Origin of the sequence: Burkholderia sp. 4NA327C6, from assembly GCF_005502655.1 — a bacterium.
GTDB lineage: Bacteria > Pseudomonadota > Gammaproteobacteria > Burkholderiales > Burkholderiaceae > Burkholderia > Burkholderia contaminans.
In genome coordinates, this window is sequence record NZ_SCNZ01000025.1 from 26,115 (window position 1) to 52,813 (window position 26,699).

General features: G+C 67.7%; 26 protein-coding genes. 23 read left to right on the top strand and 3 right to left on the bottom strand.

Features of this window, described 5'->3' with window-relative positions; genetic code table 11:
- Positions 1 to 97: 97 nt before the first annotated feature.
- The gene (locus tag FFS49_RS23920; protein ID WP_039346841.1) at positions 98 to 922 is read left to right on the top strand and encodes a Cof-type HAD-IIB family hydrolase; all 825 of its coding nucleotides are present in this window, start codon (positions 98 to 100) and stop codon (positions 920 to 922) included.
- 118 nt (positions 923 to 1,040) lie between these two features.
- On the opposite strand, the gene aqpZ is transcribed toward FFS49_RS23920, so the two are convergent.
- On the bottom strand, positions 1,041 to 1,781 hold the full coding sequence (aqpZ, locus tag FFS49_RS23925) for an aquaporin Z (protein WP_039346839.1): 741 nt from the start codon (positions 1,779 to 1,781) through the stop codon (positions 1,041 to 1,043).
- Positions 1,782 to 2,080: 299 nt separating this feature from the next.
- On the opposite strand from aqpZ, the gene FFS49_RS23930 reads away from it, so the two are divergent.
- Positions 2,081 to 2,377: an H-NS histone family protein gene (locus tag FFS49_RS23930; protein ID WP_021162849.1), complete on the top strand. Its 297-nt coding sequence runs from the start codon at positions 2,081 to 2,083 to the stop codon at positions 2,375 to 2,377.
- Between the two features lie 105 nt (positions 2,378 to 2,482).
- Here FFS49_RS23930 and FFS49_RS23935 read toward each other — a convergent pair whose 3' ends face one another.
- Complete coding sequence (locus tag FFS49_RS23935; protein WP_071335360.1) at positions 2,483 to 3,547, bottom strand: glycosyltransferase family 4 protein; 1,065 nt, start codon at positions 3,545 to 3,547, stop codon at positions 2,483 to 2,485.
- Between the two features lie 663 nt (positions 3,548 to 4,210).
- Between FFS49_RS23935 and flhD the strand changes: the two genes are divergently transcribed.
- The 16 genes from flhD to FFS49_RS24020 all read left to right on the top strand — a co-directional run bounded on the left by flhD (position 4,211) and on the right by FFS49_RS24020 (position 19,191).
- Entirely contained in the window at positions 4,211 to 4,531 is a 321-nt protein-coding gene (gene flhD / locus FFS49_RS23945) for a flagellar transcriptional regulator FlhD (protein WP_039346834.1), read from the top strand.
- A gap of 92 nt (positions 4,532 to 4,623) precedes the next feature.
- The gene (gene flhC / locus FFS49_RS23950; RefSeq protein ID WP_011350591.1) at positions 4,624 to 5,178 is read left to right on the top strand and encodes a flagellar transcriptional regulator FlhC; all 555 of its coding nucleotides are present in this window, start codon (positions 4,624 to 4,626) and stop codon (positions 5,176 to 5,178) included.
- A 178-nt stretch (positions 5,179 to 5,356) separates the two neighbouring features.
- Complete coding sequence (gene motA, locus FFS49_RS23955; protein ID WP_011350592.1) at positions 5,357 to 6,217, top strand: flagellar motor stator protein MotA; 861 nt, start codon at positions 5,357 to 5,359, stop codon at positions 6,215 to 6,217.
- Positions 6,218 to 6,230: 13 nt separating this feature from the next.
- Positions 6,231 to 7,256, top strand: a complete 1,026-nt coding sequence (gene motB, locus FFS49_RS23960) for a flagellar motor protein MotB (protein ID WP_039346832.1) — start codon at positions 6,231 to 6,233, stop codon at positions 7,254 to 7,256.
- Between the two features lie 24 nt (positions 7,257 to 7,280).
- The gene (locus tag FFS49_RS23965) at positions 7,281 to 7,658 is read left to right on the top strand and encodes a response regulator (protein ID WP_011350594.1); all 378 of its coding nucleotides are present in this window, start codon (positions 7,281 to 7,283) and stop codon (positions 7,656 to 7,658) included.
- A gap of 33 nt (positions 7,659 to 7,691) precedes the next feature.
- Positions 7,692 to 9,944, top strand: coding sequence for a chemotaxis protein CheA (gene cheA, locus FFS49_RS23970; RefSeq protein ID WP_105815108.1), 2,253 nt, complete (start codon positions 7,692 to 7,694; stop codon positions 9,942 to 9,944).
- A gap of 51 nt (positions 9,945 to 9,995) precedes the next feature.
- Entirely contained in the window at positions 9,996 to 10,511 is a 516-nt protein-coding gene (gene cheW / locus FFS49_RS23975; RefSeq protein WP_006486165.1) for a chemotaxis protein CheW, read from the top strand.
- Positions 10,512 to 10,548: 37 nt separating this feature from the next.
- The gene (locus FFS49_RS23980; protein ID WP_105815107.1) at positions 10,549 to 12,528 is read left to right on the top strand and encodes a methyl-accepting chemotaxis protein; all 1,980 of its coding nucleotides are present in this window, start codon (positions 10,549 to 10,551) and stop codon (positions 12,526 to 12,528) included.
- A gap of 3 nt (positions 12,529 to 12,531) precedes the next feature.
- Positions 12,532 to 13,506: a CheR family methyltransferase gene (locus FFS49_RS23985; protein WP_039346824.1), complete on the top strand. Its 975-nt coding sequence runs from the start codon at positions 12,532 to 12,534 to the stop codon at positions 13,504 to 13,506.
- A complete protein-coding gene (gene cheD, locus FFS49_RS23990) occupies positions 13,503 to 14,228 on the top strand; it encodes a chemoreceptor glutamine deamidase CheD (RefSeq protein ID WP_039346822.1) in 726 nt (241 codons plus the stop codon). Before FFS49_RS23985 ends, cheD begins: the two co-directional genes overlap by 4 nt.
- Positions 14,225 to 15,316, top strand: a complete 1,092-nt coding sequence (locus tag FFS49_RS23995; RefSeq protein ID WP_039346820.1) for a chemotaxis response regulator protein-glutamate methylesterase — start codon at positions 14,225 to 14,227, stop codon at positions 15,314 to 15,316. The genes cheD and FFS49_RS23995 overlap by 4 nt, the downstream gene beginning before the upstream one ends.
- Positions 15,317 to 15,383: 67 nt before the next feature.
- Entirely contained in the window at positions 15,384 to 15,779 is a 396-nt protein-coding gene (cheY, locus tag FFS49_RS24000; RefSeq protein WP_039346818.1) for a chemotaxis response regulator CheY, read from the top strand.
- A 1-nt stretch (position 15,780) separates the two neighbouring features.
- On the top strand, positions 15,781 to 16,512 hold the full coding sequence (gene cheZ / locus FFS49_RS24005) for a protein phosphatase CheZ (protein WP_039346817.1): 732 nt from the start codon (positions 15,781 to 15,783) through the stop codon (positions 16,510 to 16,512).
- Between the two features lie 261 nt (positions 16,513 to 16,773).
- Positions 16,774 to 17,277, top strand: a complete 504-nt coding sequence (locus FFS49_RS24010) for a DUF2844 domain-containing protein (protein ID WP_039346816.1) — start codon at positions 16,774 to 16,776, stop codon at positions 17,275 to 17,277.
- Positions 17,278 to 17,293: 16 nt separating this feature from the next.
- Entirely contained in the window at positions 17,294 to 18,526 is a 1,233-nt protein-coding gene (locus FFS49_RS24015; RefSeq protein ID WP_105815106.1) for a DUF3443 family protein, read from the top strand.
- A gap of 167 nt (positions 18,527 to 18,693) precedes the next feature.
- Positions 18,694 to 19,191 carry a VOC family protein gene (locus FFS49_RS24020; protein ID WP_039346812.1) on the top strand — a complete coding sequence of 166 codons (498 nt, stop codon included), beginning with the start codon at positions 18,694 to 18,696 and terminating at the stop codon, positions 19,189 to 19,191.
- A 76-nt stretch (positions 19,192 to 19,267) separates the two neighbouring features.
- Here the strand turns inward: FFS49_RS24020 and FFS49_RS24025 are convergent, their stop codons facing one another.
- A complete protein-coding gene (locus FFS49_RS24025; RefSeq protein ID WP_105815105.1) occupies positions 19,268 to 19,672 on the bottom strand; it encodes a hypothetical protein in 405 nt (134 codons plus the stop codon).
- Between the two features lie 391 nt (positions 19,673 to 20,063).
- Between FFS49_RS24025 and FFS49_RS24030 the strand changes: the two genes are divergently transcribed.
- From FFS49_RS24030 to FFS49_RS24050, 5 genes are all read left to right on the top strand, one after another.
- Positions 20,064 to 20,444: a DUF805 domain-containing protein gene (locus FFS49_RS24030; protein ID WP_039346808.1), complete on the top strand. Its 381-nt coding sequence runs from the start codon at positions 20,064 to 20,066 to the stop codon at positions 20,442 to 20,444.
- A 384-nt stretch (positions 20,445 to 20,828) separates the two neighbouring features.
- On the top strand, positions 20,829 to 22,025 hold the full coding sequence (gene flhB / locus FFS49_RS24035; RefSeq protein WP_105815104.1) for a flagellar biosynthesis protein FlhB: 1,197 nt from the start codon (positions 20,829 to 20,831) through the stop codon (positions 22,023 to 22,025).
- The gene (gene flhA, locus FFS49_RS24040; RefSeq protein ID WP_039346804.1) at positions 22,022 to 24,121 is read left to right on the top strand and encodes a flagellar biosynthesis protein FlhA; all 2,100 of its coding nucleotides are present in this window, start codon (positions 22,022 to 22,024) and stop codon (positions 24,119 to 24,121) included. Before flhB ends, flhA begins: the two co-directional genes overlap by 4 nt.
- Positions 24,118 to 25,863 carry a flagellar biosynthesis protein FlhF gene (gene flhF / locus FFS49_RS24045; RefSeq protein WP_105815103.1) on the top strand — a complete coding sequence of 582 codons (1,746 nt, stop codon included), beginning with the start codon at positions 24,118 to 24,120 and terminating at the stop codon, positions 25,861 to 25,863. Before flhA ends, flhF begins: the two co-directional genes overlap by 4 nt.
- The gene (locus FFS49_RS24050; RefSeq protein ID WP_105815102.1) at positions 25,856 to 26,692 is read left to right on the top strand and encodes a flagellar biosynthesis protein FlhG; all 837 of its coding nucleotides are present in this window, start codon (positions 25,856 to 25,858) and stop codon (positions 26,690 to 26,692) included. The genes flhF and FFS49_RS24050 overlap by 8 nt, the downstream gene beginning before the upstream one ends.
- Positions 26,693 to 26,699 lie beyond the last annotated feature (7 nt).

Sequence of the window (26,699 nt, forward strand, 5' to 3'; positions counted from 1 at the left end):
CCGCTGGCGGCGATCGACCGCGAACCGTCCGGCGGGCAACCGGGCACGACGTTAAAATGGCCGTTCCGCAGAGCCCTGAGCGCCACGCTTCCGTCCCATGTACAAAGTCATCGCCACCGATCTCGACGGTACCCTGCTGAACAGCGACCACCAGCTCGATCCGTACACGATCGACACCGTCCGCCGGCTCGAGCGCGACGGCCTGCAGTTCGTGATCGCCACCGGGCGCCATTACGCGGACGTCGCCGGCATTCGCGACGTGCTCGGCATCCGGCCGTACCTGATCACGTCGAACGGCGCGCGCGTGCATGCGCCGGACGACACGACGATCCACGCGCAGGACATCGATCCGGCAATCGTCCGCGGCCTCGTGCAGCCCGATGTCGTCGGCGCGCACGGCCGCGTGATCGTCAACCTGTTCACCGACCAGGGCTGGCTGATCGACCGCGAGGCGCCGCACCTGCTCGAATTCCACCAGGATTCGGGCTTCCGCTACGACGTGATCGACATGCCCGCGCACGACGGCGCGGATATCGCGAAGGTGCTGTACATCGGCGATCCGGCCGATCTGGCGGTCGTCGCCGAGCAGATGCGCGTGCGCTTCGGCGATGCGCTGTACGTCACGTACTCGCTGCCCGACTGCCTCGAAGTGATGACCGCGAACGTGTCGAAGGGCCGCGCGCTGCGCTCGGTGCTGGCCCGGCTCGGCGTCGACACCGGCCACTGCATCGCGTTCGGCGACAACATGAACGATATCGACCTGCTCGAAACCGCCGGCCACGCGTTCATGATGAACAACGCGAATCCCGACCTGGTCGCGCGGCTGCCGCACATCCCGCGGATCGGCAACAACTTCGACGCGGGCGTCGCCCGCCACCTGCGCACGCTGTTCTCGCTCGAAGACAACGTCGCCGCATCCTGAACGTCCTGCCGGCGCGGAAATGAAAAACGGGCGCCAGTGGCGCCCGTCGAAATTACCTGCCTCGATCTTCTTTGACAGCGTGAGGCTCGCTGCTCTGCTCGCTTGACCCCGTAGTGTTTTATTCGCTTGTGCGAGCCGATGCCGGCAGCAGGTCGACGGCGTTGTCACGCCCCGCGACCAGCGGGTAGATGATCCCGGCGAGTGCCGCGCCGATGATCGGCGCCACCCAGAACAGCCAGAGCTGACCGATCGCATCGCCGCCCACGAACAGCGCGGGGCCGGTCGAGCGGGCCGGGTTCACCGACGTGTTGGTGACCGGAATCGAGATCAGGTGGATCAGCGTCAGGCACAGGCCGATCGCGATCGGCGCAAAGCCGGCCGGCGCGCGCTTGTCGGTGGCGCCCAGGATCACGAACAGGAAGAAGCCCGTCATCACGACTTCGCAAATGAACGCCGAACCGAGTGCGTAGTGGCCGGGCGAGCGCTCGCCGAAGCCGTTCGTCGCAAAGCCGCTGCCGACGACGTCGAAGCCCGGCTTGCCGGTCGCGATCAGGTACAGCACGAATGCGCCGAGCGTCGCGCCGACCACCTGCGCGACGATGTACGGCACGAGATCGCGTGCGGGGAAGCGGCCGGCGACCGTCAGGCCGACGCTCACCGCCGGATTCAGGTGGCAGCCCGAAATGTGGCCAATTGCGAATGCCATCGTCAGCACAGTCAGGCCGAAGGCAAGTGCGACGCCGGCAAAGCCGATGCCGAGGCCCGGAAAGGCGGCGGCCAGCACGGCGCTTCCGCACCCGCCGAGCACCAGCCAGAACGTGCCGAATACCTCTGCAGCGAGACGCTGAGAAAGATTCATGTAAGGACCTCGTTCAAGTGGATTGAAGACAACCGGACGACGCGACGGATTTAAACCGTCACCCGGAATTGGTCTGGATTATAGGAAATGAATCGGGTGGGGGAGGGTCAACGATTGTTAAATTTGAATGGCTGACGAATGCCTTTTATTAGAATAAGTCCGCATTCTCGATATAGCCGAATCGGTTAAAGATGGCAGCATTAATTTCGAAGGGCAGGGCGGCAGTGCGGATGGCGTAACGGATGTTGGTGTCCCGGCCGGATTCGCCGGGGCCGCATCATCAAAAGGGGAGTCGAAAAATGTCTCAATACGCGAAACTCAAGGCGCAGATCGCCGATCTGCAGGCCCAGGCGGACGATGTGCGCCGCCAGGAAGTGGCGGCGGTGATTGCGGAAGTCCAGCAAAAGATTGCCGAATATGGGCTGACTGCCCAGGATCTGGGCTTCGCGGAGCGAGCGAAGCGCGGGCGCCCGCCGAAGAAGGCGCCGCTGCCCCCGAAATACCGCGATCCGAAGTCGGGCGCGACCTGGAGCGGGCGCGGCAAGCCGCCGAATTGGATCGTCGGTAAAAACCGCGATCGTTTCCTCATCGAATGACCGAAAGCCCAAACAAAAGAGCCGCATCGAGATGCGGCTCTTTTGTTATCCGCGCCAATTTGGGCACGGATTGGATTACGGAATATTTCCTTGCAGAATTCCGTGTCAGGCGCCGGCGACCCGGCGCAATGCCGGTTGACGGGCTCCCGCGCAAAGCGATTCGTAAGTTTCGACGTACCGCTGCGCCATGGCCTTCGAGCTGAAGCGCGTATCGAAACGTTCGCGGATGGCGGTACGCGACAGGCTGTCGATCCGGTGCAGCGCGCCGACCGCGCCTTGCACGTCCTCGACGATGAAGCCGGTCACGCCGTCCTCGATCACTTCGGGCACCGAGCCGCGGTTGAACGCGACGACCGGCGTGCCGCAGGCCATCGCCTCGATCATCACCAGGCCGAACGGCTCCGGCCAGTCGATCGGGAACAGCAGCGCCTTCGCGCCCGACAGGAACGCGGGCTTCTGCGCCTCGTTGATCTCGCCGATGAATTCGACGTGCGCCTGGTCGAGCAGCGGCTCGATCACTTCCTTGAAGTAGTCGGCGTCGGCCTTGTCGACCTTCGCGGCGATCTTCAGCGGCAGCCCGCTTTGCGCGGCGATCCGGATCGCGGTGTCGACGCGCTTTTCCGGGCAGATCCGGCCGAGGAACGCGAGGTATTCGGGCTTCACGCCCGGTTGCGGCGTGAGCAGCGTGTCGGGCAGCCCGTGATACACGGTGCCGGCCCACGCGGCCTGCGGCAGCGGCTTGCGCTGGTTGTTCGAGATCGACACGACCGGCGCGTCCGGAAATGCGTCGAACACCGGCTGCAGTTCCGGCAGGTCGAGGCGGCCGTGCAGCGTCGTCACGTACGGCGTGTCGAGGCGCGACATCAGCGGGAACGGCAGGTAGTCGAGGTGGAAGTGCAGCACGTCGAATTCGTGCGCGACCCGGGCGACCTGTTCGAGGAGCCGCATATGGGGCGCCATCGAATCGCGGATCGACGGGTCGAGCCGCAGCGCGCGCGGCCAGGCCGCCTCGAGTCGGGCCGACGTGACCGAGTCACCGCTGGCGAACAGGGTCACGTCGTGGCCGAGATCGACGAGCGCCTCGGTGAGGTAGGACACGACACGCTCGGTGCCGCCGTAGAGTTTCGGCGGAACGGCTTCGTAAAGCGGCGCGATCTGGGCAATTCGCATGGATGTTCTCCTGTGTTGATCCGGGGGCGCGGTGGCGCCGATGCGGATCCCGTGCAAGGTTGCGAAACTCGCCGGCGTACGCGGTTGGCGGTACGGGGCCGTGCCCTGGGCGGGGTGCGCGGGGCGCCGGACGGCAAGCTGCGGGGCGGGCCGGCACGGCTCGCGCCGCCGCCCATTGGAGTCCATTATCGATATCGCCCCGGGGGGTTCGAGTGTTTTTTCAAACACTTAAGGCTTGTTACACGATGAAATACGCGAAAACCCCGAGAAAAGGGGCGCGAATTCATGAATCGAGATGGTCACAACTATTGTTGCGCTATCGTGAAAAACCACTATAATTTTTACCGATCCGATTGTCGGCAGCCTCGCCGGCAAGCCTTTCGCCACTGCGCGGAGGCCATTGGGCACATCTCAGCCGAATTCGCGCTGTCACCCGCATTCCCCATTGCCGCTTTCAATTCGCCTTGTCGGAAAAATTCCTACACGGTTTACAGACAAATCCTGCATGGCATACGCCACTTCGCTGATACCGGCATAAATGCCGTTTGGCCAAAATTCGCCCTGTAAGACTATAAACGAGCCGACTGAGCGCCCAGAGCGCTCTGATCGAGCAAACGTTTTCATAACACGAATGGCCAAAGCAAAGCTCTTAACGGGGGAATCATGAGCGCTACCAGCGAAATGCTCAGTGAGATCAAAGAGGTCAACCTGTCGTACCTCCTCCTCGCGCAGCGCCTGCTGCGGGAAGACAAAGCGATGGGCATGTTCCGCATGGGCATCTCCCAGGAACTCGCCGACCTGCTCGCCAACCTCACGCTCGCACAGACCGTGAAGCTGGCTGCGTCGAACCAGATGCTGTGCCGCTTCCGCTTCGATGATCATGCGCTGCTCTCGTCGCTCGCCGACAAGGGCCGCAGCGATGTCGTCGCGCACGCCCACTCGGCCATCCTGATGGCCGGGCAGCAGGTCGAAGGCGTCCGCTGATCCATCCCGCCTTGCGTTTGTCCCGGCGTGCCGCGCCGGTGGGCAGCGTATTGGCCATCCATCCGAATCACGTCAAGCGGACGGTTATCACCATGGCAAGCAAAAGCGTCGTGATCGAGGTGAAGGAAATCACCCTCGCCATCGAACTGATCGAACTGGGCGCCCGGCTGCAGCTGCTGGAAGCGGAGACGAGCCTGTCGCGGGACCGTCTGATCAAGCTGTACAAGGAACTGAAGGGCGTGTCGCCGCCGAAGGGGATGCTGCCGTTCTCGACCGACTGGTTCATGACGTGGCAGCCGAACATCCACTCGTCGCTGTTCTACAACATCTACCGGTTCATGCAGGACCACGGCCGTTGCGAGCCGATCCAGTCGATCGTGAAGGCGTACCGGCTCTATCAGGAGCACGTGAACCTGTCCGGCGACGAGGCCGCGCTGAGCCTCACGCGCGCATGGACGCTCGTGCGCTTCTTCGATTCGGGGATGCTGCAGATGACCCCGTGCACGCGCTGCGGCGGCCACTTCGTCGCGCATGCGCATGATCCGCATCAAGGTTTCGTCTGCGGCCTTTGCCAGCCGCCGTCGCGCGCGGGCAAGACCCGCAAGGCCGCCGCCGCGCGCGCCGAACTGGCTGCCGCCGCAGCCTGAGCGCCGTCTGGCGGGGCCGGGCGGGGCGTTCAGGCCGCGCCGGGCGGTGCGAATCGTCTGCGAATTGCTGGTAAACACCGTCGGGCCGCCGCCTGGCCGCCCGCGAAAGTTTTCCTGCCGACTGCCGTAAACCTGTTTAACGGCGGTCTCCCCGCCGGTCATTCGTGAGGGACAGGCAGTGCTGATTATCGTGGGAACACTCGTGACGCTGTTGTCCGTCTTCGGCGGTTATGCGCTGGCAGGCGGGCATCTGGGCGCCTTGATCCAGCCCGTCGAGATCCTGATGATCGTGGGCGCGGGTGTCGGCGCGTTCATCCTCGGCAACGGCGGCAAGACCATCAAGGCCACGCTGCGCGTGCTGCCGACGCTCTTCAAGGGCTCGAAATACACGAAGGATGTCTACATGGAGCTGATGGCGCTTCTTTACGTGCTGCTCGCGAAGGCACGCAAGGAAGGCACGCTCACGCTCGAGGCCGACATCGACGATCCGGAAAAGAGCCCGATCTTCACGCAATACCCGAAGATTCTCGCCGATCACCACATCGTCGAATTCCTGACCGACTACCTGCGCCTGATGGTGGGCGGCAACATGAATGCGTTCGAGATCGAGAGCCTGATGGACGAGGAGATCGAGACGCACCACGCGGAAGGCGAAGGCCCCGCGCATGCGCTGATGCGCGTCGGCGACGCGATGCCGGCGTTCGGTATCGTCGCGGCCGTGATGGGCGTCGTGCACACGATGGCGTCCGCCGACAAGCCGCCCGCGGTGCTCGGCGCGATGATCGCGCAGGCGCTGGTCGGCACGTTCCTCGGGATCCTGCTGTCGTACGGGCTGATCGGGCCGCTCGCGAGCCTCGCGGAGCAGCGCGTCGCCGAGTCGACCAAGATGTTCCAGTGCATCAAGGTGACGATCCTCGCGACGCTGAACGGCTATGCGCCGGCGATCGCGGTCGAATTCGGCCGCAAGGTGCTGTTCTCGACCGAGCGCCCGTCGTTCTCGGAGCTCGAAGAGCACGTGCGCCGCGTGAAGGCGAAGTGACGCGGAGCGCCCAATGAGCAAGAGCAAGGATCGCGCAATCGTCGTCAAACGGGTGGCCCCCGCGAAGAAGGGCCACCACGGCGGCGCATGGAAACTCGCGTACGCGGACTTCATGACCGCGATGATGGCGTTCTTCCTGCTGATGTGGCTGCTGAGCTCGGTCACGCCGGTGCAGCTGAAGGGGATCGCCGAATACTTCAACACGCCGCTGAAGGCCGCGCTGTTCGGCAGCGGCGACCGCAGCTCGCAGGATTCCAGCATCATCAACGGCGGCGGCCGCGACCTGTCGAGCGTCGACGCCGGCACGCTGCGCCGCACCGACGGCACGACGCAGCTCGCCGAACGCCTCGCGAAGATGGGCGACGAGCATTCCCGCTCGCAGGCGCAGAACGCGCAGGCCGCGCAGGACCGGCTCGAGCAGGCGCGCCTGCACGACCTGCAGATCAAGCTGATGGCCGCGATCGAGGCCAACCCGACGCTGCGCCAGTTCAAGCAGCAGATCCGCATCGATTCGACGCTGATGGGGCTGCGCATCGAGATCGTCGATTCGCAGAAGCGGCCGATGTTCGCGATGTCGAGCGACCACGTCGAGCCGTACATGCGCGACATCCTGCGCGAGATCGGCAAGACGCTGAACGACGTGCCGAACCGCATCATCGTCCAGGGCCACACCGACGCCGTGCCGTACGCGGGCGGCGAGGGCGGCTACAGCAACTGGGAGCTGTCGGCCGACCGCGCGAACGCGTCGCGCCGCGAGCTGATCGCCGGCGGCATGGGCGAGGCGAAAGTGCTGCGCGTGCTCGGCCTCGCGTCGACCCAGAACCTGAACAAGGCCGACCCGCTCGATCCGGAAAACCGCCGGATCAGCGTGATCGTGCTGAACCGCAAATCCGAAGAGGCGCTGATGCGCGACGATGCGACGACCACGACGCTGTCGGCCGATGCGGCAGGCTCGCAGCAGCTCGCGCAGCAGCTGGCGCCGGCGCCGGCCGTGCGCCCGGCGCTCGCGGCGTCCGCCGTCGCCGTGCCGAAACCCTGATATCGACAAGATTCCGAGACAGACATGATCCGAACCATTCTCGCCATCGACGACTCCGCGACCATGCGTGCGCTGCTGCAGGCAACGCTGATGCAGGCCGGGTACGACGTGACGGTGGCGCCGGACGGCGAGGCCGGCTTCGACCTGGCGGCCACCGTGCCGTACGACCTGGTGCTGACCGACCAGAACATGCCGCGCAAGAGCGGGCTCGAAGTGATCGCCGCGCTGCGCAAGCTCACTGCCTATACGGAAACGCCGATCCTCGTGCTGACGACCGAAGGCAGCGACGCGTTCAAGGACGCCGCGCGCGACGCGGGCGCGACCGGCTGGATCGAAAAGCCGATCGACCCCGCCGTGCTGGTCGACCTGGTCGCGACGCTGTCCGAGCCGGCCGCTTCCTGACATTCACGCGACGCTTTCAACCCGGGACCGGGCATGACTCTCGACATCACTCAGTTCTACCAGACATTTTTCGACGAAGCGGACGAGCTGCTCGCGCAGATGGAGCAGTTGCTGCTGAACCTCGACGTCGGTTCGCCCGACCCCGAGGATCTGGCCGCGATCTTCCGCGCCGCGCATTCGATCAAGGGCGGTGCGGCGACGTTCGGCTTTTCCGCGCTGACCGACACGACGCACATCCTCGAATCGCTGCTCGACCGCGCACGCAACCATGAGCTGACGCTGACCAAGGAAATGGTCGACGCGTTCCTGGAAACCAAGGACGTGCTGTCCGACCAGCTCGTCGACTACCGCGCGAGCGCCGAACCGGACGCGGCCGCCGCCGCGACGATCTGCGCGAAGCTCGAGCGGCTGAAGGCCGAGAGCGGCGCGGGTGCGCCGGCAGTTGCCGAGGCCGCGCCCGCGGCGCCGGTCGCCGCTGCCGTCGCGCCGGCAGCGCCGGCCGCCAGCGACGATCGCGTGCCCGACCACGTGATCGAGCAGGCCGTCGCGGCTGCCCATCCGACGGCCGACGCCGGTGCGGACGAAGGCGGCCCGCACCTGAAGATCACGCTCGTGGGCGTCGATGCGAAGGATCGCGAACTGCTCACCGAAGAACTCGGCAACCTCGGCCGGATCGTCGGCCGCGAGGAAGTGGGCGCCGACCTGACGCTGTGGGTCGAATCGGACGTGCCGTCCGACGACATCGTCGCCGTGTGCTGCTTCGTGATCGACGAAAGCCAGATCCGCGTCGGGCACGGCACGGCGCCGGCCGCACCCGCTGCCGCGCAGGACGCCGCGGCGCCGGCAGCGGAACCGGCCGCCGCCGCGCAACCGGTGCGCGCCGAGGTATTCGCGCCGCAGGCCGCGGCACCGCAACCGGCTGCACCGGCACCGGCACCGGCCGCACCCGCGCCCGCCGCGCCGGCCGCCGCCGCGCAAGCGCAGCAGCCGGCCCAGCCGGCGCACGCCGACCACGCGCCGCAGGCCGCCGCGCATCACGACGACAAGCGCGCCCGCCCGGCCGCCGCGGCGGCATCGGGCGCCGAAGGCAGCTCGATCCGCGTCGGCGTCGAGAAGGTCGACCAGCTGATCAACCTGGTCGGCGAGCTCGTGATCACGCAGGCGATGCTCGCGGAAACCGCGAGCGCGTTCGATCCGGCGCTGCACGACCGCCTGTTCAACGGGATGGCGCAGCTCGAGCGCAACGCGCGCGACCTGCAGGAAGCGGTGATGTCGATCCGCATGATGCCGATGGACTACGTGTTCAGCCGCTTCCCGCGCCTCGTGCGCGACCTCGCCGGCAAGCTCGGCAAGCAGGTCGAGCTGGTCACGTTCGGCCAGGCGACCGAGCTCGACAAGAGCCTGATCGAACGCATCATCGATCCGCTGACCCACCTCGTGCGCAACAGCCTCGACCACGGGATCGAGACGGTCGACAAGCGCGTGGCCGCCGGCAAGGACGCGGTCGGCCAGCTGGTGCTGTCGGCCGCGCATCACGGCGGCAACATCGTGATCGAGGTGAGCGACGACGGCGCGGGCCTGAACCGCGAGCGCATCCTCGCGAAGGCCGCGAAACAGGGCATGCAGGTGTCCGACAACATCAGCGACGACGAAGTCTGGCAGCTGATCTTCGCGCCGGGCTTCTCGACCGCCGAGACGGTGACCGACGTGTCGGGCCGCGGCGTCGGGATGGACGTCGTGAAGCGCAACATCCAGTCGATGGGCGGCCACGTGGAAATCACGTCGGTGGCCGGCCGCGGCACGACCACGCGGATCGTGCTGCCGCTCACGCTCGCGATTCTCGACGGGATGTCGGTGAAGGTCGGCAACGAGATCTTCATCCTGCCGCTGAACTTCGTGATGGAGTCGCTGCAGCCGTCGAACGACGACATCTACACGGTCGGCAACGGCGAGCGCGTGGTGCGCGTGCGCGGCGAATACCTGCCGCTGGTCGCGCTGCACGAGGTGTTCTCGGTCGACGATGCGCGCACCGACCCGACGCAGGGGATCGTCACGATCATGGAAACCGAGGGGCGCCGCTTCGCGATGCTGATCGACGAGCTGGTCGGCCAGCAGCAGGTGGTCGTGAAGAACCTCGAAACCAATTACCGCAAGGTGCACGGCATCTCGGCAGCGACCATCCTCGGCGACGGCAGCGTCGCGCTGATCGTCGACGTCGCGGCGCTGAACCGCGAAACCCGTGCGACGCACGGCGCCCGAGCCGGCGCCGAGCTCGCGATGTTCTGATGTCACTCGCCATTCAACCGATTGGGGGCAAACGTGTCTGCTGAAGTCCAAATGATCAATCCGGCCGCGGCGAACGCGGCAACGAGCCGCCGCGATGCAGAACAAGGCGACGCGACGGGCCAGGAGTTTCTCGTCTTCACGCTCGGCGACGAGGAATACGGGATCGACATCCTGAAGGTGCAGGAAATCCGCGGCTACGACAGCGTCACGCGCATCGCGAACGCGCCGGAGTTCATCAAGGGCGTGATCAACCTGCGCGGGATCATCGTGCCGATCGTCGACATGCGGATCAAGTTCCATCTCGGCCGCGTCGAGTACGACCACCAGACCGTCGTGATCATCCTGAACGTGTCGAACCGCGTGGTCGGGATGGTGGTCGACGGCGTGTCGGACGTGCTGACGCTGCAGACGGACCAGATCATGCCGGCGCCGGAATTCGGCGCGACGCTGACGACCGAGTACCTGACGGGCCTCGGCACGGTCGACGGCCGGATGCTGATCCTGATGGACATCGAGAAGCTGATGTCGAGCCGTGAAATGGCGCTGATCGAGACGCTCGGCGGTTAAGCGCGCCGCGCGCGCAGGAATTTCGGGAGAATCTGCAATGTTGCATAACTGGTCGATCCGCACGACGCTTACGGCGATCGGACTCATCCTCGTGGCGCTGGCCGCCGCCGTCGGCGGGCTCGGCCTCTACGCGCTCAATCACGCGAGCCGCTCGCTCGACGAGATCGCGCACGTCGACCTGCCGGCGATCCACGCGCTCGACGACACGGCCGCGCAGTTGCTGCGCTCGCGCGTGGCGCTCGATCGCTTCCGTACGCTGACCGAAGCCGGCAACGGGGCCGACGCCACGAAGGTGCTCGATCGCGCGCAGGAGCTGTTCGCGAAGTCGAACCAGAACTGGCAGGCGTTCCAGTCGCTGCCGAAGCTCGGCGTCGAGCAGGCGCTCCTCGACGAGCTTTCCACGCGCTACACGACGATCGTGAAGGAAGGCGTCGAGCCCGAATTCGCGGCGGCGCGCGCGGGCGACATGGCGGCGTACCACGCGGTGGCCGACACGAAGATCAGCCCGATGTTCATCGCGTTCGACCAGACGGCGGCGACCGTGATCGCCGCGCTGCAGAAGCGCGCGGAAGATCGCCAGGCCGCGACGCAGTCGCAGATCTCGCTGATGATCGGCCTGATCGCGGCCGGCATCGCGATCGCGTTCGTCGTCGTGATCGCGATCCGCTTCGCGCTGCGCGGCCTGATCGTGCAGCCGCTCGAGGACGCGATCGCGCACTTCGAGCGCATCGCCGGCGGCGACCTCACGCAGCCGGTGAACGTGTTCAGCACCAACGAGATCGGCCGCCTGTTCGGCGGCATCAAGCGGATGCAGGACGCCGTGACGACGATGGTGCAGGCCGTGCATCGCGGCACCGAGTCGATCGACGTCGGCGCGCGCGAGATCTCGACCGGCAACACCGACCTGTCGCAGCGCACCGAGGAGCAGGCCGCGTCGCTGCAGGAAACCGCGTCGAGCATGGAGCAGTTGACGGGCACCGTGCGGCAGAACGCGGAGAACGCACGACAGGCCAGCCAGCTCGCGGTGAACGCATCGGACATCGCGACGCAGGGCGGCGAGGTGGTCGGCCAGGTCGTTTCGACGATGCAGGACATCGCGGCGAGCTCGGGCAAGGTCGTCGACATCATCGGCACGATCGAAGGCATCGCGTTCCAGACCAACATCCTCGCGCTGAACGCGGCGGTCGAAGCCGCGCGTGCCGGCGAACAGGGCCGCGGCTTCGCGGTGGTCGCGGGCGAGGTGCGCTCGCTCGCGCAGCGCAGCGCGAGCGCGGCGAAGGAAATCAAGCAGCTGATCGGCGATTCGGCCGAGAAGGTCGAAAGCGGGTCGGCGCTCGTGTCGCGCGCCGGCTCGACGATGGACGAGATCGTGCAGGCCGTGCGCCGCGTGACCGACATCATGGGCGAGATCAGCGCCGCGTCGGACGAGCAGTCGACCGGCATCGAGCAGGTCAACCGCGCGGTCGGCCAGATGGATTCGGTCACGCAGCAGAACGCCGCGCTCGTCGAGCAGGCGGCGGCCGCGGCCGCGTCGCTCGAGGAGCAGACGCGCCAGATGAAGGCGATCGTGTCGGGCTGGCGCGTGGCGGGCGGCATCGTGCTCGCGCCGTCGCGCGGTGTCGCGCGGCCGGTCGCGCATGAACCGGTGGCCGCGCCCGCGCTGACGTCCGAGCCGCGTTTCGAAGCGGCACCGGTCGCCGCGCTGCCGGCTCCGCAAGCCAACGCCCAACCGGCACGGCGCGCCGCACCGGCGCCGCGTGCTGCCGGTGCCGCTGCGGCTGCGGCGGGCGCAGGCCATGAACCGAAGCGTGCGGCCGATACGGGCGCACACGCGCAGAAGGATGCACCGGCTTCCCGCGGCACGGCTGCGGGCGGCTACGGGCCGCGTCTCGCGAAAACCGCCGCGCCGGCCGACAAGCCGGCCGCGAAGCCCGCGCTCGTGCGCCCGGCGCTGAACGGCGAGAAGCCGGCGCCGGCCACGGCCGGCACGTCCGATGACGATTGGGAGACCTTCTAAACCATGCCGCACGCGCGCGCGCCGTTTCGACCCGATGTACCGGATGCCTCGCCTCGCGCGGGCGAGCCGGGGCGCGACTTCGCGTTCACCAGCGCGGATTTCGCACGCATTCGCGCGCTGATCCATCAACGCGCGGGTATCTCGCTGTCCGAGCACAAGCGCGACATGGCGTACAGCCGTCTCGCGCGCCGCTTGCGGGCACGCGGCCTCGACACGTTTCGCGACTACCTCGACCTGCTCGAGCAGGAAGACGATCCGCTCGAGTGGGAAGCGTTCACCAATTCGCTGACGACGAACCTGACCGCGTTCTTCCGCGAGTCGCACCATTTCCCGATCCTGTCGGAGTTCGTGAAGGGGCGGCCGGCACCGGTATCGGTCTGGTGCTCGGCGGCGTCGACCGGCGAGGAGCCTTACTCGATCGCGATCACGCTGATCGAGGCGCTCGGCGAATCGGCCGCGCGCGGCGCGTCGATTCTCGCGACCGACCTCGACACGCAGGTGCTCGCGAAGGCGGAGGCCGGCATCTACACGTACGACCAGGTCAAGCACCTGGCGCCGGAGCGGCTGAAGCGCTTCTTCCTGAAGGGCACGGGCGCGCAGGCCGGTCGCGTGAAGGTGCGCCCCGAGCTGCGCGCGATGATCCGCTTCGAGCAGCTGAACCTGACCGACGCGGATTACGGCATCGCGAAGCCGTTCGACGCGATCTTCTGCCGCAACGTGATGATCTATTTCGACAAGCCGACGCAGGGGCAGGTGCTGTCGCGCTTCGAGCCGCTCGTGAAGCCGGGCGGGCTGCTGTTCGCCGGTCATTCCGAAAACTTCACGTACGTCACGCAGGCGTTCCGGCTGCGCGGGCAGACGGTGTACGAACTGACCCGCGACGCCGCACAGGGCGCGCGGCCGCGGGGCGCGCAGGCGCCTGCGATGCTGTCCGCCGCGCATGCGCGTGCCGCATCAGCTCCTGGAGTGCGCGGATGAGCGCCCTGCCGATCGCCACCAATCGCTACTTCGACAACCACTTCGGCCGTCCCGGTGTGAAGTTGCTGCCGAACGAGTTCTACACGACGTCCGAGGACATGGTGCTGATGACCGTGCTCGGCTCGTGCGTCGCCGCGTGCCTGCACGACCCGTACGCGGGCATCGGCGGGATGAACCACTTCATGCTGCCCGACGACGGCGCCGATCCGGGCGCGGCCGCGTCGGAATCGATGCGCTACGGCGCGTATGCGATGGAAGTGCTGATCAACGAGATGATCAAGGCCGGCGGGCGCCGCGAACGCTTCGAGGCGAAGGTGTTCGGGGGCGCCGCCGTGCTGGCCGGGATGACCACGATCAACATCGGCGACCGCAACGCGGATTTCGTGCGCCGCTACCTGGCGCTCGAGCGCATCCGCATTACAGCGGAAGACCTGCAGGGCGTGCACCCGCGCAAGGTCGCGTTCATGGCGGCCACGGGGCGCGCGGCGGTGAAGAAGCTGCGGCTGCAGGTGCCGGGCGTCACCGAACGCGAAGCCGCGCTCGCCCGCGAGGCCGATCGCGCCCGCACCGCACGGCCGCGTCCGCAGGTCGAGCTGTTCGCGGCGAAGCGTCCGGCGCCGCCGCAGCCGGCGCGGCCGCGCATCGAGCTGTTCGGCGCGCGCAGCGCGGCGCCGGCCGGCGGCGTGCGGGCGGCGAACCTATCAAGAAAGCAGGAGGCATGACCGCAGTGCAGAAGATCAAAGTTTTGTGCGTCGACGATTCGGCGCTGATCCGCAGCCTGATGACCGAGATCATCAATAGCCAGCCCGACATGACGGTGTGCGCGACCGCGCCCGATCCGCTCGTCGCGCGCGAGCTCATCAAGCAGCACAACCCCGACGTGCTCACGCTCGACGTCGAAATGCCGCGCATGGACGGGCTCGACTTCCTCGAGAAGCTGATGCGCCTGCGGCCGATGCCGGTCGTGATGGTGTCGTCGCTGACCGAGCGCGGCTCGGAAATCACGCTGCGCGCGCTCGAACTCGGCGCGGTCGATTTCGTCACGAAGCCGCGCGTCGGGATTCGCGACGGGATGCTCGACTACGCGGAAAAGCTCGCCGACAAGATCCGCGCGGCGTCGCGGGCGCGCGTGCGCCAGGCGCCGCAGCCGCAGGCCGCCGCGCGCACGGCGGACAGCCACTCGGCCGCGCCGATGATCAACAACCCGCTCGTCAGTACCGAGAAGCTGATCATCATCGGCGCGTCGACGGGCGGCACCGAGGCGATCCGCGAAGTGCTGACGCCGCTGCCGCCGGATGCGCCGGCCGTGCTGATCGCGCAACACATGCCGCCGGGCTTCACGAAGTCGTTCGCGCAACGGCTGAACGGCCTGTGCCGGATCGCGGTGAAGGAAGCCGAGCACGGCGAGCGCGTGCTGCCGGGCCACGCGTATATTGCGCCGGGCCACGCGCACCTGTTGCTTGCGAGAAGCGGGGCGAACTATATTGCGCAACTGTCGGACGAGCCGCCGGTGAACCGGCACCGCCCGTCGGTCGACGTGCTGTTCCGCTCGGCGGCGACGCACGCGGGCAAGAACGCGCTCGGGGTGATCCTGACCGGGATGGGCCGCGACGGCGCGGCCGGCCTGCTGGAAATGAAACGCGCGGGCGCTCACACGTTCGCGCAGGATGAAGCAAGCTGCATCGTGTTCGGGATGCCGCGCGAGGCGATCGCGCTCGGCGGCGCGGACGAGATCGTGCCGCTCGCCGAGATGAGCCGTCGCGTGATGGCGCGCCTGGCGACGATGGGCGACCGCGTGCAGCGCGTTTGAATGGAATGTCACGGGGCGCGTGCCACGATACGCGTCCCGACGGAAACGAATCTGGAAAGGAACGACGATGGACAAGAGCATGAAAATCCTGGTGGTGGACGATTTCCCGACGATGCGCCGGATCGTCCGCAACCTGCTCAAGGAACTGGGCTACTCGAACGTCGACGAGGCCGAGGACGGCGCGGCCGGCCTGGCGCGGCTGCGCGGCGGCGGCTTCGACTTCGTGATCTCCGACTGGAACATGCCGAACCTCGACGGCCTCGCGATGCTCAAGGAAATCCGCGCGGACGCGACGCTCACGCACCTGCCGGTGCTGATGGTCACGGCCGAGTCGAAGAAGGAGAACATCATCGCGGCCGCGCAGGCCGGCGCGAGCGGCTACGTCGTGAAACCGTTCACGGCCGCGACGCTCGACGAGAAGCTGAACAAGATTATCGACAAGATGGCGAAGACCGGGAGCTGACGTGAACGAGCCGATCCATGCCGCGCTGACCGGCGCCGGGTTCAGCGCCGACGGCCACGCCGAAGGCGCCGATTTCGCGAGCGACCGCATCCTCGCGCGCATCGGCCATGTCACGCGCACGCTGCGCGATTCGATGCGCGAGCTTGGGCTCGACAAGCATGTCGAGCGGGCGGCCGAAGCCGTGCCCGATGCGCGCGACCGGCTGCGCTACGTCGCCACGATGACCGAGCAGGCCGCCGTGCGCGTGCTGAATGCGATCGAGGTCGCGAAGCCGATGCAGGAGCGCATCCAGAACGAGGCCGAGGCGCTCGACGCGCGCTGGGCGCAGTGGTATGCGGCGCCGATCGAGCACGCGGAAGTGCGCGAGCTGATGGACGATACGCGCACGTTCCTGCGTACGCTGCCCGAATCGGCTTCGGCCACCAGCGCGCAACTGCTCGAGATCATGCTCGCGCAGGATTTCCAGGACCTGACCGGGCAGGTGATCAAGAAGATCATGGACATGGTCTACCTGATCGAGCAGCAGCTTCTCACGGTGCTCGTCGAGAACATCGCGCCCGAGCGGCGCGAGCAGTTCGCGGCCACCGCGGCCGCGCTCGCGGCCGAGCAGATCAGCTCGACCGGCAGCCCCGAGTCGCTGCTGAACGGCCCGCAGATCGCGCCGGAAGGCAAGACCGACGTGGTCCAGGACCAGGGGCAGGTGGACGACCTGCTCGCCAGCCTGGGCTTCTGACCCTGCCGCAGGTATCGGTGCGCCGCCTGTCGCGGCGGCGCCGATGCCCGCGCTACATCGTCCCCCGCACTGCTTCACCGCGCACGCGATTCCCGCGTGGCGCCGGGTGATCCTGCGTCAAATTGACACTTCGACACACTCAGCAGGCATACTACGCGTCAGCAGCAACGTAGCGTCATTCGTACGATTTCATATGTTGGCAGGTGGCGCGGGCGCGATGGCCGCACCGCCGGCAACAAAGCCAGTCCCTTGGGGGGGAACGTGAAGCTGAAACGCTTGGGCTGGGCCGTCGCGCACGCGACGGCTGCAATGGGTGTGCTGTGGAGTGTCCACGCATACGCTGAACTGGGCGGCGCGCCGATGTCGCCGCCGGCGGACGATCAGGCCGCAACCGTACGCGCCTTGCAGCGCGCGATGCGTTCGGCAGACGGCATGCAGACGAGCACGGCCGCTTATACCGTCCGCGAGATCACGCTCGGATCGGGCACCGTCATCCACGAATACACGTCGGCCGCCGGCAGCGTGTTCGGCCTCGCGTGGCAAGGGCCGACGATGCCGGATCTCGCGTCGCTGCTCGGCAGCTATTTCCCGCAGTACACCGCAGGCGTCCAGGCGGCGCACAAGGCGCGCGGCTGGCGCGCGCCCGTGTCCGTCGACACGAGCGGCCTCGTGATCCGGACAGGCGGCCACATGGGCGCCTTCTCGGGCCAGGCGTGGCTGCCGGCGGCGCTGCCTGCCGGCCTGACCGGCACCGACATCCAGTGACAGCGGGAGAGCGATCTTGAGAATTCCTCGTACATTCAAGCGCTGGCTCGGCGTGCTGGGCCTCGCGGCGGCGACGGCCGTCCTCGTGACGGCATGCGGCGGCGGTGACGGCGGCAGCAGCTCGGGCAACAACGGCAACAACGGTAACGGCGGCTCGGACGGCAATTCCGGGAACACGGCCGTCATCACCGTCAACGCCGGTGTCGCGAACGTGATCAACATCCCGACCGTCAGCCTCAAGGTCTGCGTGCCGGGCACGTCGAACTGCCAGATCGTCAACAACGTGCTCGTCGATACCGCGTCCTACGGGCTGCGGCTCGTCGGCAGCGCGGTGTCGGGCGTGCTCGGCAGCCTCCCGCAGGTGACGAGCGGCGGCGCGCCGGTCGCCGAATGCGGCAAGTTCGTGTCGAGCTACACGTGGGGCTCGGTGCGCACCGTCGACCTGTCGATCGGCTCAGAGCAGGCGAGTTCGCTGCCCGTGCAGATCATCGGCGACCTCGGCACGACGAACGTGCCGAGTTCGTGCACGAACGGCGGCGCGTCGGCCAACTCGGCGAGCGCGCTCGGCGCGAACGGGATCCTCGGCATCGGGCCGGCGCCGGTCGACTGCGGCACGACCTGCGCGACGTCGACGTCGACGAACAACAACTATTACGCATGCCCGAACGGTAACAACGCGAACTGCACGGTCGCGCTCGTGCCGGTGGCGCAGCAGGTGGCGAACCCGGTGCATCGCTTCGCCGACAGCAGCGGGGTGAGTGTGACGATGCCGAGCATCTCGAACAACGGACAGGCGAGTGCGACCGGGACGCTGACGTTCGGCCTGCCCGACCTGACCGGGAAGACGGTGATGACGTCGACCACGACGGGCGACGTCAGCGCGACGTTCCAGGGGCGCAACGTGACCGCTTTCTTCGATACGGGTTCGAACGCGTACTTCTTCAACGATACGTCGGGCACGTTGCCGACCTGCCCGAAGAACACGCAGTTCTACTGCCCGTCGTCGACGACCAGCAATTCGGCGACGCTGACCGGCCAGAACGGCGTGAGCGGCACGGTGACGATGCCCGTCGCGAACGCGGATTCGCTGTTCTCGAACTCGTCGACGTTCGCGTTCAACGACATCGCCGGTCCGTTCGGTTCGTCCGGCTGGCTCGATATCGGCATGCCGCACTTCTACGGCAAGACGATCTACTTCGGGATGGACAAGACCGCGAGCGGCGGCGCGGCGCCTTTCGTCGCGTTCTGACGCGGCGCGGCGGGATGCGGGAACAAGGGGGCGAGCGATCGCCCCCTTTTTTATGCGCCGGCCGTGCACGGCACGACGGGCCTGACCGGCGGCCCGCCGCGCGCGGGCATAGCGCCTACGATGTAATACCGGCACCCATGCCGGCACGACATCGAGGAGGCAGCGCCATGAAGCCGCGCATACAACGCATCACGCCGTTCCTGTGGTTCGACCGCGACGCCGAGGCGGCCGCCGGTTTCTACGTATCGGTGTTCGACAACGCGCGCATCGTGCACGTCGCGCGCTACGGCAAGGCCGGCGCGCACGCGTCCGGCAGCGCGGAGGGCGCGGTGATGACCGTCGCGTTCGAGCTCGACGGGCAGGCATTCGTCGCGCTGAACGGCGGCCCCGTGTTCCAGATCACGCCGGCCGTGTCGTTCGTCGTCAATTGCCGGGACCAGGACGAAATCGACCGCTACTGGGCGCGCCTGTCGGAAGGCGGCGACGAGCGTGCGCAGCAGTGCGGCTGGCTGCGCGACCGTTTCGGTGTGTCGTGGCAGGTCGTGCCGGTGCAGATGAGCGAGCTGATGACGGGCGATCCGGCGCGCGCGGAGCGCGTGATGGCGCAGGTGATGACGATGAAGAAGCTCGATCTCGACGCGCTGCAGCGGGCGGCGGCGGGATAGGGGGAGCCCGTTGCAGGCGTGAACCGGCGAACCGGCGCCAGGGGCCGCGCAAGCCCGTGAGCGGCCGGAACGGGCGCTAGCCCGGTGGCCGGCCGCCGCGCATCAGGCGCGTGTGGTCGAGGAAACGGTGGCCGGGCCCGTACGCGGTGCTTTCGATCCGGACGGCGTCGGCTGGCGCGACCGGGCGCGCGGCGGCATCGACCGACATCGATTCGATCTCGACGACCGGCACGCACGAGGCCGCGCGGGCGGGTTCCGCCGGCTCGCCGCGCGTGTCGACGCAGCGGAAGATGAAGCTCGCGGGGAAATCCTGCGCGTACAGGGTTTGCGTCGATCCGTTCCACGCATGGTGCAGTGCGATCGCGCCGGGGTGCGGCGCGTCAGGCGCCTGCGCGCCGGGCGGCAGGGCCGGCGTGCCCGCGCAGCCGGCGGTCAGCACGCAGGCAAGCGACAGCAACGGCGCGAGCGAATGACGAAGCATGGTGCGGTTCGACGGGCATCGGCAAGTCATGGCGAAGCGTAGCGCGCTTTGCACGCCCGCGTAATGCCGGCCGGTTAATCCAATGCGGCACACGGGCTGCCGATTATAGATCGCACTCGATTTCATCCGGATGTAATCAAATGCTGGATTATCGGGGGCTGTCGTTTCTGTCAGGTCTTCAAGATTATTAAAATGACGCGGCATGCAAGCCGATGGCGCCGCATTCCGCTGTTGCGGCCATTTCCGCGCCATTTCCGCGTGGCGCGGGCCCGCGAGACGGCCGGTGCGCGCACTACCCGATATGCGAAAAGGGATGGAGTCCGGCGACATTCAAACATATAATGCCGGCGTTGTTTCCGGGGTCGTCTAAATAAAACATGAGGGTAATAAAATGAATTTTTCCGAAGCCGTTCGTTCCGCACTCAATAAATACGCGACATTCGAAGGCCGAGCGCGTCGTGCCGAATACTGGTATTTCGCGCTGCTGACCTGCGTGCTGTCGATCGCCGCGCAGGTCATCGGCGCGGCCGGCCGCGACGCGGGCCTGATCACGCTGCTGCTGCTCGCCGTGATCGCTCTGGTTTCGCTGGCGCTGATCATTCCGAGCATCGCGGTCAGCGTGCGCCGGCTGCACGATACGGGCCGCTCGGGCTGGTTCCTGCTGCTCGCGCTGATCCCGATCGTCGGCGGCATCCTGCTGCTCGTGTGGATGTGCTCGCGCGGCACCGAAGGTCCGAACCGCTTCGGCGCGGACCCGATCGTGGCGGCCTGACCGACGCCTGCCCCGACGCGCGACGCCGCCGCGTCGGGGCCCGAATTCGCGCCGCATCCGCTGCGCCGCTTCACTGCTTCACCGTTTCCTCGCCGCTTCTTCGCCGTTTCTTCGCCGCTTCTCCGCCTTTTCCCCGCTTCACGTCGTCGTCGCTCCGTCCGGCGCCGGCCCCCCGCGTGTCGCACCGATTCGCACCGATCGGCACGTTTTTCCGCTGCGCCGTACACCGTTCCGTCCCCTGTCCGGCCCCGTTCGCGCCGGCTCTCCCGATTCCCCGAAATACCCCCCTTTCCCGGCTTTGCTCGACCGATCGGCGTTTGACGCCTCCATGAATAATCGGTGTCACTGGAAAGCGGCATTCCGCCGTACCCGACTGGAGGCCCCGTGGCAGACGAGAGCGATCTCGACAAGACCGAAGCCGCCACTCCCAGGCGCCTCGAGAAGGCGCGTGAGGAGGGGCAGGTCGCGCGTTCGCGCGAGCTGGCTTCGTTCGCGCTGCTCGCGGCCGGGTTCTACGGCGCGTGGCTGCTCGCGGGCCCGACGGGTGGGCATCTGCAGGCGATGCTGCGCGGCGCGTTCACGTTCGATCGCGCGATCGCCTTCGACACGAACCGGATGCTGTCGGCGGCCGGCAGCGCGAGCCTCGAAGGCTTCGCCGCGCTGTTGCCGATCCTCGCGCTCACCGGCGTCGCCGCGCTGCTCGCGCCGATGGCGCTCGGCGGCTGGCTGATCTCGTCGAAGACGTTCGAGCTGAAGTTCGACCGCCTGAACCCGATCTCGGGCCTCGGCCGGATTTTCTCGATCCAGGGGCCGATCCAGCTCGGGATGTCGTTCGCGAAGACGCTGGTCGTCGGCGGGATCGGCGGCATCGCGATCTGGCGCAGCAAGGACGAGTTGCTCGCTCTCGCGACGCAGCCGCTCCGCGTGGCGGTGCCCGATGCGATGCACCTCATCGCCGTGTGTTGCGGCACGACGGTTGCCGGGATGCTGGTGGTTGCCGCCCTCGACGTGCCTTACCAAATCTGGCAGTACAACAAGAAGTTGCGCATGACGAAGGAAGAAGTGAAGCGCGAGCATCGCGAGAACGAAGGCGATCCGCACGTGAAGGGGCGGATCCGCCAGCAGCAGCGTGCGATCGCGCGCCGCCGGATGATGGCGGCCGTGCCGAAGGCCGACGTGGTCGTGACGAACCCGACGCACTTCGCCGTTGCGCTGCAATACACGGACGGCGAGATGCGTGCGCCGAAGGTCGTCGCGAAAGGCGTGAACCTCGTCGCCGCGCGCATCCGCGAACTCGCGGCCGAACACAACGTGCCGCTGCTCGAAGCGCCGCCGCTCGCGCGTGCGCTGTATCACAACGTCGAACTCGAACGCGAGATTCCCGGCTCGCTGTACTCGGCCGTCGCCGAAGTGCTCGCGTGGGTCTACCAGCTCAAGCGCTTCCGTTCGGAAGGCGGCGCGTTCCCGGCGATGCCGGTCGATCTGGAGGTGCCGGCCGAGCTCGACAAGGGCGCGTCGGTGTCCGCCGAAGACGAGCGCGAAGAACAGGAAGACACGCTCGGCAACGGAGGCACGGCATGAGCACCCCGACCGGCCTGTTCGCGAAGCGTCCGAACGTGCTCGCGGGTACCAACCTGCGCGCGCTCGCGGGCCCGATCCTCATCTGCATGATCCTGGGGATGATGATCCTGCCGCTGCCGCCGATGCTGCTGGATCTGCTGTTCACGTTCAACATCGCGCTGTCCGTGATGGTGCTGCTCGTCAGCATGTACACGATGAAGCCGCTCGACTTCGCGGCGTTCCCGAGCGTGCTGCTGTTCTCGACGCTGTTGCGCCTGTCGCTGAACGTCGCATCGACGCGCGTCGTGCTGCTCGAAGGCCACACGGGCCCGGACGCGGCCGGCCAGGTGATCGAGGCGTTCGGCCACTTCCTCGTCGGCGGCAACTTCGCGGTCGGCATCGTCGTGTTCGTGATCCTGATGATCATCAACTTCATGGTGATCACGAAGGGCGCGGGGCGGATCGCCGAAGTGTCCGCGCGCTTCACGCTCGACGCGATGCCCGGCAAGCAGATGGCGATCGACGCCGACCTGAACGCGGGCCTCATCAACGAAGAGCAGGCGCGCAAGCGCCGCCTGGCCGTGTCGCAGGAAGCCGAGTTCTACGGGTCGATGGACGGCGCGTCGAAGTTCGTGCGCGGCGACGCGATCGCCGGCCTGATCATCATGGCGATCAACGTGATCGGCGGGCTGATCGTCGGGATGGTCCAGCACGACATGTCGTTTGCCGCGGCCGGCACCAACTACACGCTGCTGACCATCGGCGACGGCCTCGTCGCGCAGATCCCGTCGCTGGTGATCTCGACCGCGGCCGGCGTGATCGTGTCGCGCGTCGCGACCGACGAGGACATCGGCACGCAGATCACCGGCCAGCTGTTCACGAACCCGCGCGTGCTGAACATCACCGGCGCGATCATCGTGCTGATGGGGCTGATCCCGGGCATGCCGCACTTCGCGTTCCTCGCACTCGGCGGTGGCGCGATCTGGCTGGCCCGCACGCAGACCAAGCGCGCGGCGGCCCGCAAGGCGGCCGGCGACCTGACCGACATCGCGCCGCCCGCGGTGCTGCCGTCGGACAGCCACGAGGCGACCTGGGACGACGTGCAGCTGATCGACCCGCTCGGGCTGGAAGTGGGCTACCGCCTGATCCCGCTCGTCGACAAGAACAGCGACGGCGAACTGCTCAAGCGCATCAAGAGCATCCGCAAGAAATTCGCGCAGGAAATCGGCTTCCTGCCGCCGGTGATCCATATCCGCGACAACCTCGAGCTGCGGCCGAACGCGTACCGGATCGCGCTGAAGGGCGTCGAGATCGGCGTCGGCGAAGTGTTCCCGGGCCAGTGGCTCGCGATCAACCCGGGCCAGGTGACGGCTGCGCTGCCGGGCGCCGTCACGCAGGATCCCGCGTTCGGGCTGCCGGCCGTGTGGATCGACGTCGCGATGCGCGAACAGGCGCAGGTGTACGGCTATACGGTGGTCGACGCGAGCACGGTCGTCGCGACGCACCTGAACCATCTGGTCGTCCAGCACGCGGCCGAGTTGCTCGGCCGCCAGGAAGTGCAGTCGCTCGTCGAGCACACCGGCAAGGACGCGCCGTCGCTCGTCGAGGACCTCGTGCCGAAGACGATTTCGCTGACGACGCTGCAGAAAGTGCTGCAGAACCTGCTCGAGGAAGGCGTGCCGATCCGCGACATGCGCACGATCCTCGAAGCCGTGTCCGAACATGCGGGCCGCGGCGATGCGTTCGAGATCACGGCCGCGGTGCGGCTGTCGCTCGGCCGCGCGATCACGCAGCAGTGGTATCCGGGTGCCGGCGAGATGCAGGTGATGGGCCTCGACTCGAATCTCGAGCGCGTGCTGTCGCAGGCGCTCGCCACCGGCGCGAACCCGGGCCTCGAACCCGGCCTCGCGCACAACCTTCTGACCGGCACGCAACAGGCGATGCTGCGTCAACAGAATCTCGGGCTGCCGCCCGTGCTGCTGGTGCAGCACGCGCTGCGCGCGATGCTCGCGCGTTTCCTGCGCCGCAGCCTGCCGCAATTGAAAGTGCTGTCGTATGCCGAAGTGCCGGACACACGCACGATCAAAGTCGTTAACGTCATCGGGGGTTCCGCTTGAACATTCGCAAATTCACCGGCGCAACGAGCCGCGACGCACTTCGTCTCGTGCGCGAGGCGCTCGGCGCCGACGCGGTCGTGCTGTCGAACCGCACGCTCGATGACGGCAGCGTGGAAATCGTCGCCCTGGCGGATTCGGACCTGGCCGCCGTGACGCCGCCGGCCGCGGCGCGCCCGCGCATCGCTGCGTCGCGCATGCCGGAATCGGTGCCGGCTGCCGCCGTGCCGGGCATCGTGTCGCGCCCGGGCGCGGCGCTGGGCCGCCCGACGGTCAATCCGTATGCAGCAGGCGAAGGCGGGCTGCCGGACGTGTTCTCGTCGGTGTTCGGCGCAAGCGCCGACGCGGACGAGGCGACGGCGCAACCTTCGGCGATCGATGACGAAGCGCCGGCCGCGGCAGCGCAGTCTTCCGCCGCTCCCGCACCGGCCGCCGCCTCCGAACCCGCGCCGTGGCTCGTCGAGCACGCGAAGCGCCTGACGCAGCAGCGCGACGCGCTGATGGCGCGTGCGCAGGCGACGCCCGCCGCGCCGCAAGCGAGCGCGCCTGCCCCGCAGGCCGCCGCGAGCGCGACGCCGCCCAACTGGGCACGCGACATCGTGCGCGACGCCGAACGCCGGATGCCGGCCGCCGCCACCCGTGCGCCCGACACGAACCCGGGCGCCGCGCATGCCGCGAAGGCGGCCGAGCGCACGCGCCTGTCCGCCGACGCGGCCGCCGCGGTTGCCGACGCCGTGAAGTCGCGCATCGAGCGGATCGTCAACGATACGGTGATGCAGGAGCTCGGCGAACTGCGCGGGATGATGGCAGAGCAGTTCGACAGCCTGATGTGGCACGACCGCCAGCGTCGCAGCGCCGTGCACGGCGCGCTGACGAAGCACCTGTTCGCGGCCGGTTTCTCCGCGCAGCTCGTGCGGATGCTGGTCGACAACATGCCGGCCGGCGACGGCGCGCAGACCTTCGAACAGGCCGCCGAATGGGCGCAGTCGGTGCTCGCGTCGAACCTGCCGGTGCTCGACAGCGAAGATGCGCTGATGGAGCGCGGCGGCGTGTTCGCGCTGATGGGGCCGACGGGCGTCGGCAAGACGACCACCACCGCGAAGCTGGCCGCACGCTGCGTGATGCGCTTCGGCGCGAGCAAGGTCGCGCTGCTGACCACCGACAGCTACCGGATCGGCGGCCACGAGCAGCTGCGCATCTTCGGCAAGATCCTCGGCGTGCCGGTGCACGCGGTGAAGGATGCGGGCGACCTCGCGCTCGCGCTGTCCGAGCTGCGCAACAAGCACATCGTGCTGATCGACACGATCGGCATGAGCCAGCGCGACCGCGCGGTATCCGACCAGATCGCGATGCTGCACGGCGCGAACGCGCCGGTGCAGCGCCTGCTGCTGCTCAACGCGACGAGCCACGGCGACACGCTCAACGAAGTCGTGCAGGCGTACCGCAGCGCGGGCGAGCATCCGGACCTGGCCGGCTGCATCCTCACGAAGCTCGACGAGGCGACCCACCTCGGCGGCGTGCTCGACACGGTGATCCGCTACAAGCTGCCGATCCACTACGTGTCGACCGGCCAGAAGGTGCCGGAGAACCTGTACGTCGCCTCGACCAAATTCCTGCTGAAGAGCGCGTTCTGTGTCCCGCGCGACGGCTCGCCCTTCGTGCCGCAAGACGAGGACATGCCGACGCTGCTTTCCGCACTGACCGCACGTTCCACCGCCGAGCTTCACGAGGTGCGATTTGGATAAACGAATCATCGACCAGGCCGAAGGGCTGCGGCGCCTGCTGGCCGGGCGCGCATCACGCATCGTCGCGGTGGCGGGCGGGCCGGCGGGTGTCGGCTGCACGTCCACCGTCGTGAACCTGGCGGCGGCGCTCGCGTCGCTCGGCAAGGATGTGCTCGTCGTCGACGAGCGAGCCGACGTGCATTCGGCCAGCGCGACGCTGGCGGGCGCGTGGCTGCGCGACGGCGAGCGCATGCGGGTCGCGGCCGGCTTCGGCCTGTGCGCCGCGGCGCGGCTCGCGCGCACCGGCTACACCGATGCGCAGCTGAGCGATTTCATCGACGGGCCGGCCGACATCGTCCTCGTCGACGCGCAGCTCGGCGCCGACGGTTCGTTGTCGGCGCTCGCACGCGAAGCGCACGACGTGCTGGTCGTCACGCGGGTCGCCGCACAGGCGATCACCGAGGCGTATGCATACATGAAGCGGCTGCATTTCGCGCATGCGTTCGCGCAGTTCCGCGTGCTGACCAATCACGTCGGCAGTCATGCGGACGCGAAGGTCGCGTTCGACAACCTCGCGGGCGTCGCGAGCCGCTACCTGACCGTGTCGATCGCCGACGCGGGCTGCGTGAGCGCCGATCCGCTCGTCGAGCATGCACGCGAGCTGACGCGCGCCGCGGTCGACGCGTTCCCGTCGTCGCCCGCCGCGCGGGACTACCGGCAGATCGCCGCCGACCTGCTGTACTGGCCGATGCGCCCGGGTTCGGGTTCGGGTGCGGGTGCGGGTGCGGGCCGCGCCGTGCACGCGGGCGGCAAGCCGTCGTATGAGGCGGGCGCGGCACACGCCGCGTGAGCGCCAT

Coding starts and splice junctions, on each gene's coding strand:
- FFS49_RS23920 (WP_039346841.1), top strand. CDS start 98: ATGTACAAAGTCATCGCCACCGATCTCGACGGTACCCTGCTGAACAGC.
- aqpZ (WP_039346839.1), bottom strand. CDS start 1,781: ATGAATCTTTCTCAGCGTCTCGCTGCAGAGGTATTCGGCACGTTCTGG.
- FFS49_RS23930 (WP_021162849.1), top strand. CDS start 2,081: ATGTCTCAATACGCGAAACTCAAGGCGCAGATCGCCGATCTGCAGGCC.
- FFS49_RS23935 (WP_071335360.1), bottom strand. CDS start 3,547: ATGCGAATTGCCCAGATCGCGCCGCTTTACGAAGCCGTTCCGCCGAAA.
- flhD (WP_039346834.1), top strand. CDS start 4,211: ATGAGCGCTACCAGCGAAATGCTCAGTGAGATCAAAGAGGTCAACCTG.
- flhC (WP_011350591.1), top strand. CDS start 4,624: ATGGCAAGCAAAAGCGTCGTGATCGAGGTGAAGGAAATCACCCTCGCC.
- motB (WP_039346832.1), top strand. CDS start 6,231: ATGAGCAAGAGCAAGGATCGCGCAATCGTCGTCAAACGGGTGGCCCCC.
- FFS49_RS23965 (WP_011350594.1), top strand. CDS start 7,281: ATGATCCGAACCATTCTCGCCATCGACGACTCCGCGACCATGCGTGCG.
- cheA (WP_105815108.1), top strand. CDS start 7,692: ATGACTCTCGACATCACTCAGTTCTACCAGACATTTTTCGACGAAGCG.
- cheW (WP_006486165.1), top strand. CDS start 9,996: ATGATCAATCCGGCCGCGGCGAACGCGGCAACGAGCCGCCGCGATGCA.
- FFS49_RS23980 (WP_105815107.1), top strand. CDS start 10,549: ATGTTGCATAACTGGTCGATCCGCACGACGCTTACGGCGATCGGACTC.
- FFS49_RS23985 (WP_039346824.1), top strand. CDS start 12,532: ATGCCGCACGCGCGCGCGCCGTTTCGACCCGATGTACCGGATGCCTCG.
- cheD (WP_039346822.1), top strand. CDS start 13,503: ATGAGCGCCCTGCCGATCGCCACCAATCGCTACTTCGACAACCACTTC.
- FFS49_RS23995 (WP_039346820.1), top strand. CDS start 14,225: ATGACCGCAGTGCAGAAGATCAAAGTTTTGTGCGTCGACGATTCGGCG.
- cheY (WP_039346818.1), top strand. CDS start 15,384: ATGGACAAGAGCATGAAAATCCTGGTGGTGGACGATTTCCCGACGATG.
- FFS49_RS24020 (WP_039346812.1), top strand. CDS start 18,694: ATGAAGCCGCGCATACAACGCATCACGCCGTTCCTGTGGTTCGACCGC.
- FFS49_RS24025 (WP_105815105.1), bottom strand. CDS start 19,672: ATGCTTCGTCATTCGCTCGCGCCGTTGCTGTCGCTTGCCTGCGTGCTG.
- FFS49_RS24030 (WP_039346808.1), top strand. CDS start 20,064: ATGAATTTTTCCGAAGCCGTTCGTTCCGCACTCAATAAATACGCGACA.
- flhA (WP_039346804.1), top strand. CDS start 22,022: ATGAGCACCCCGACCGGCCTGTTCGCGAAGCGTCCGAACGTGCTCGCG.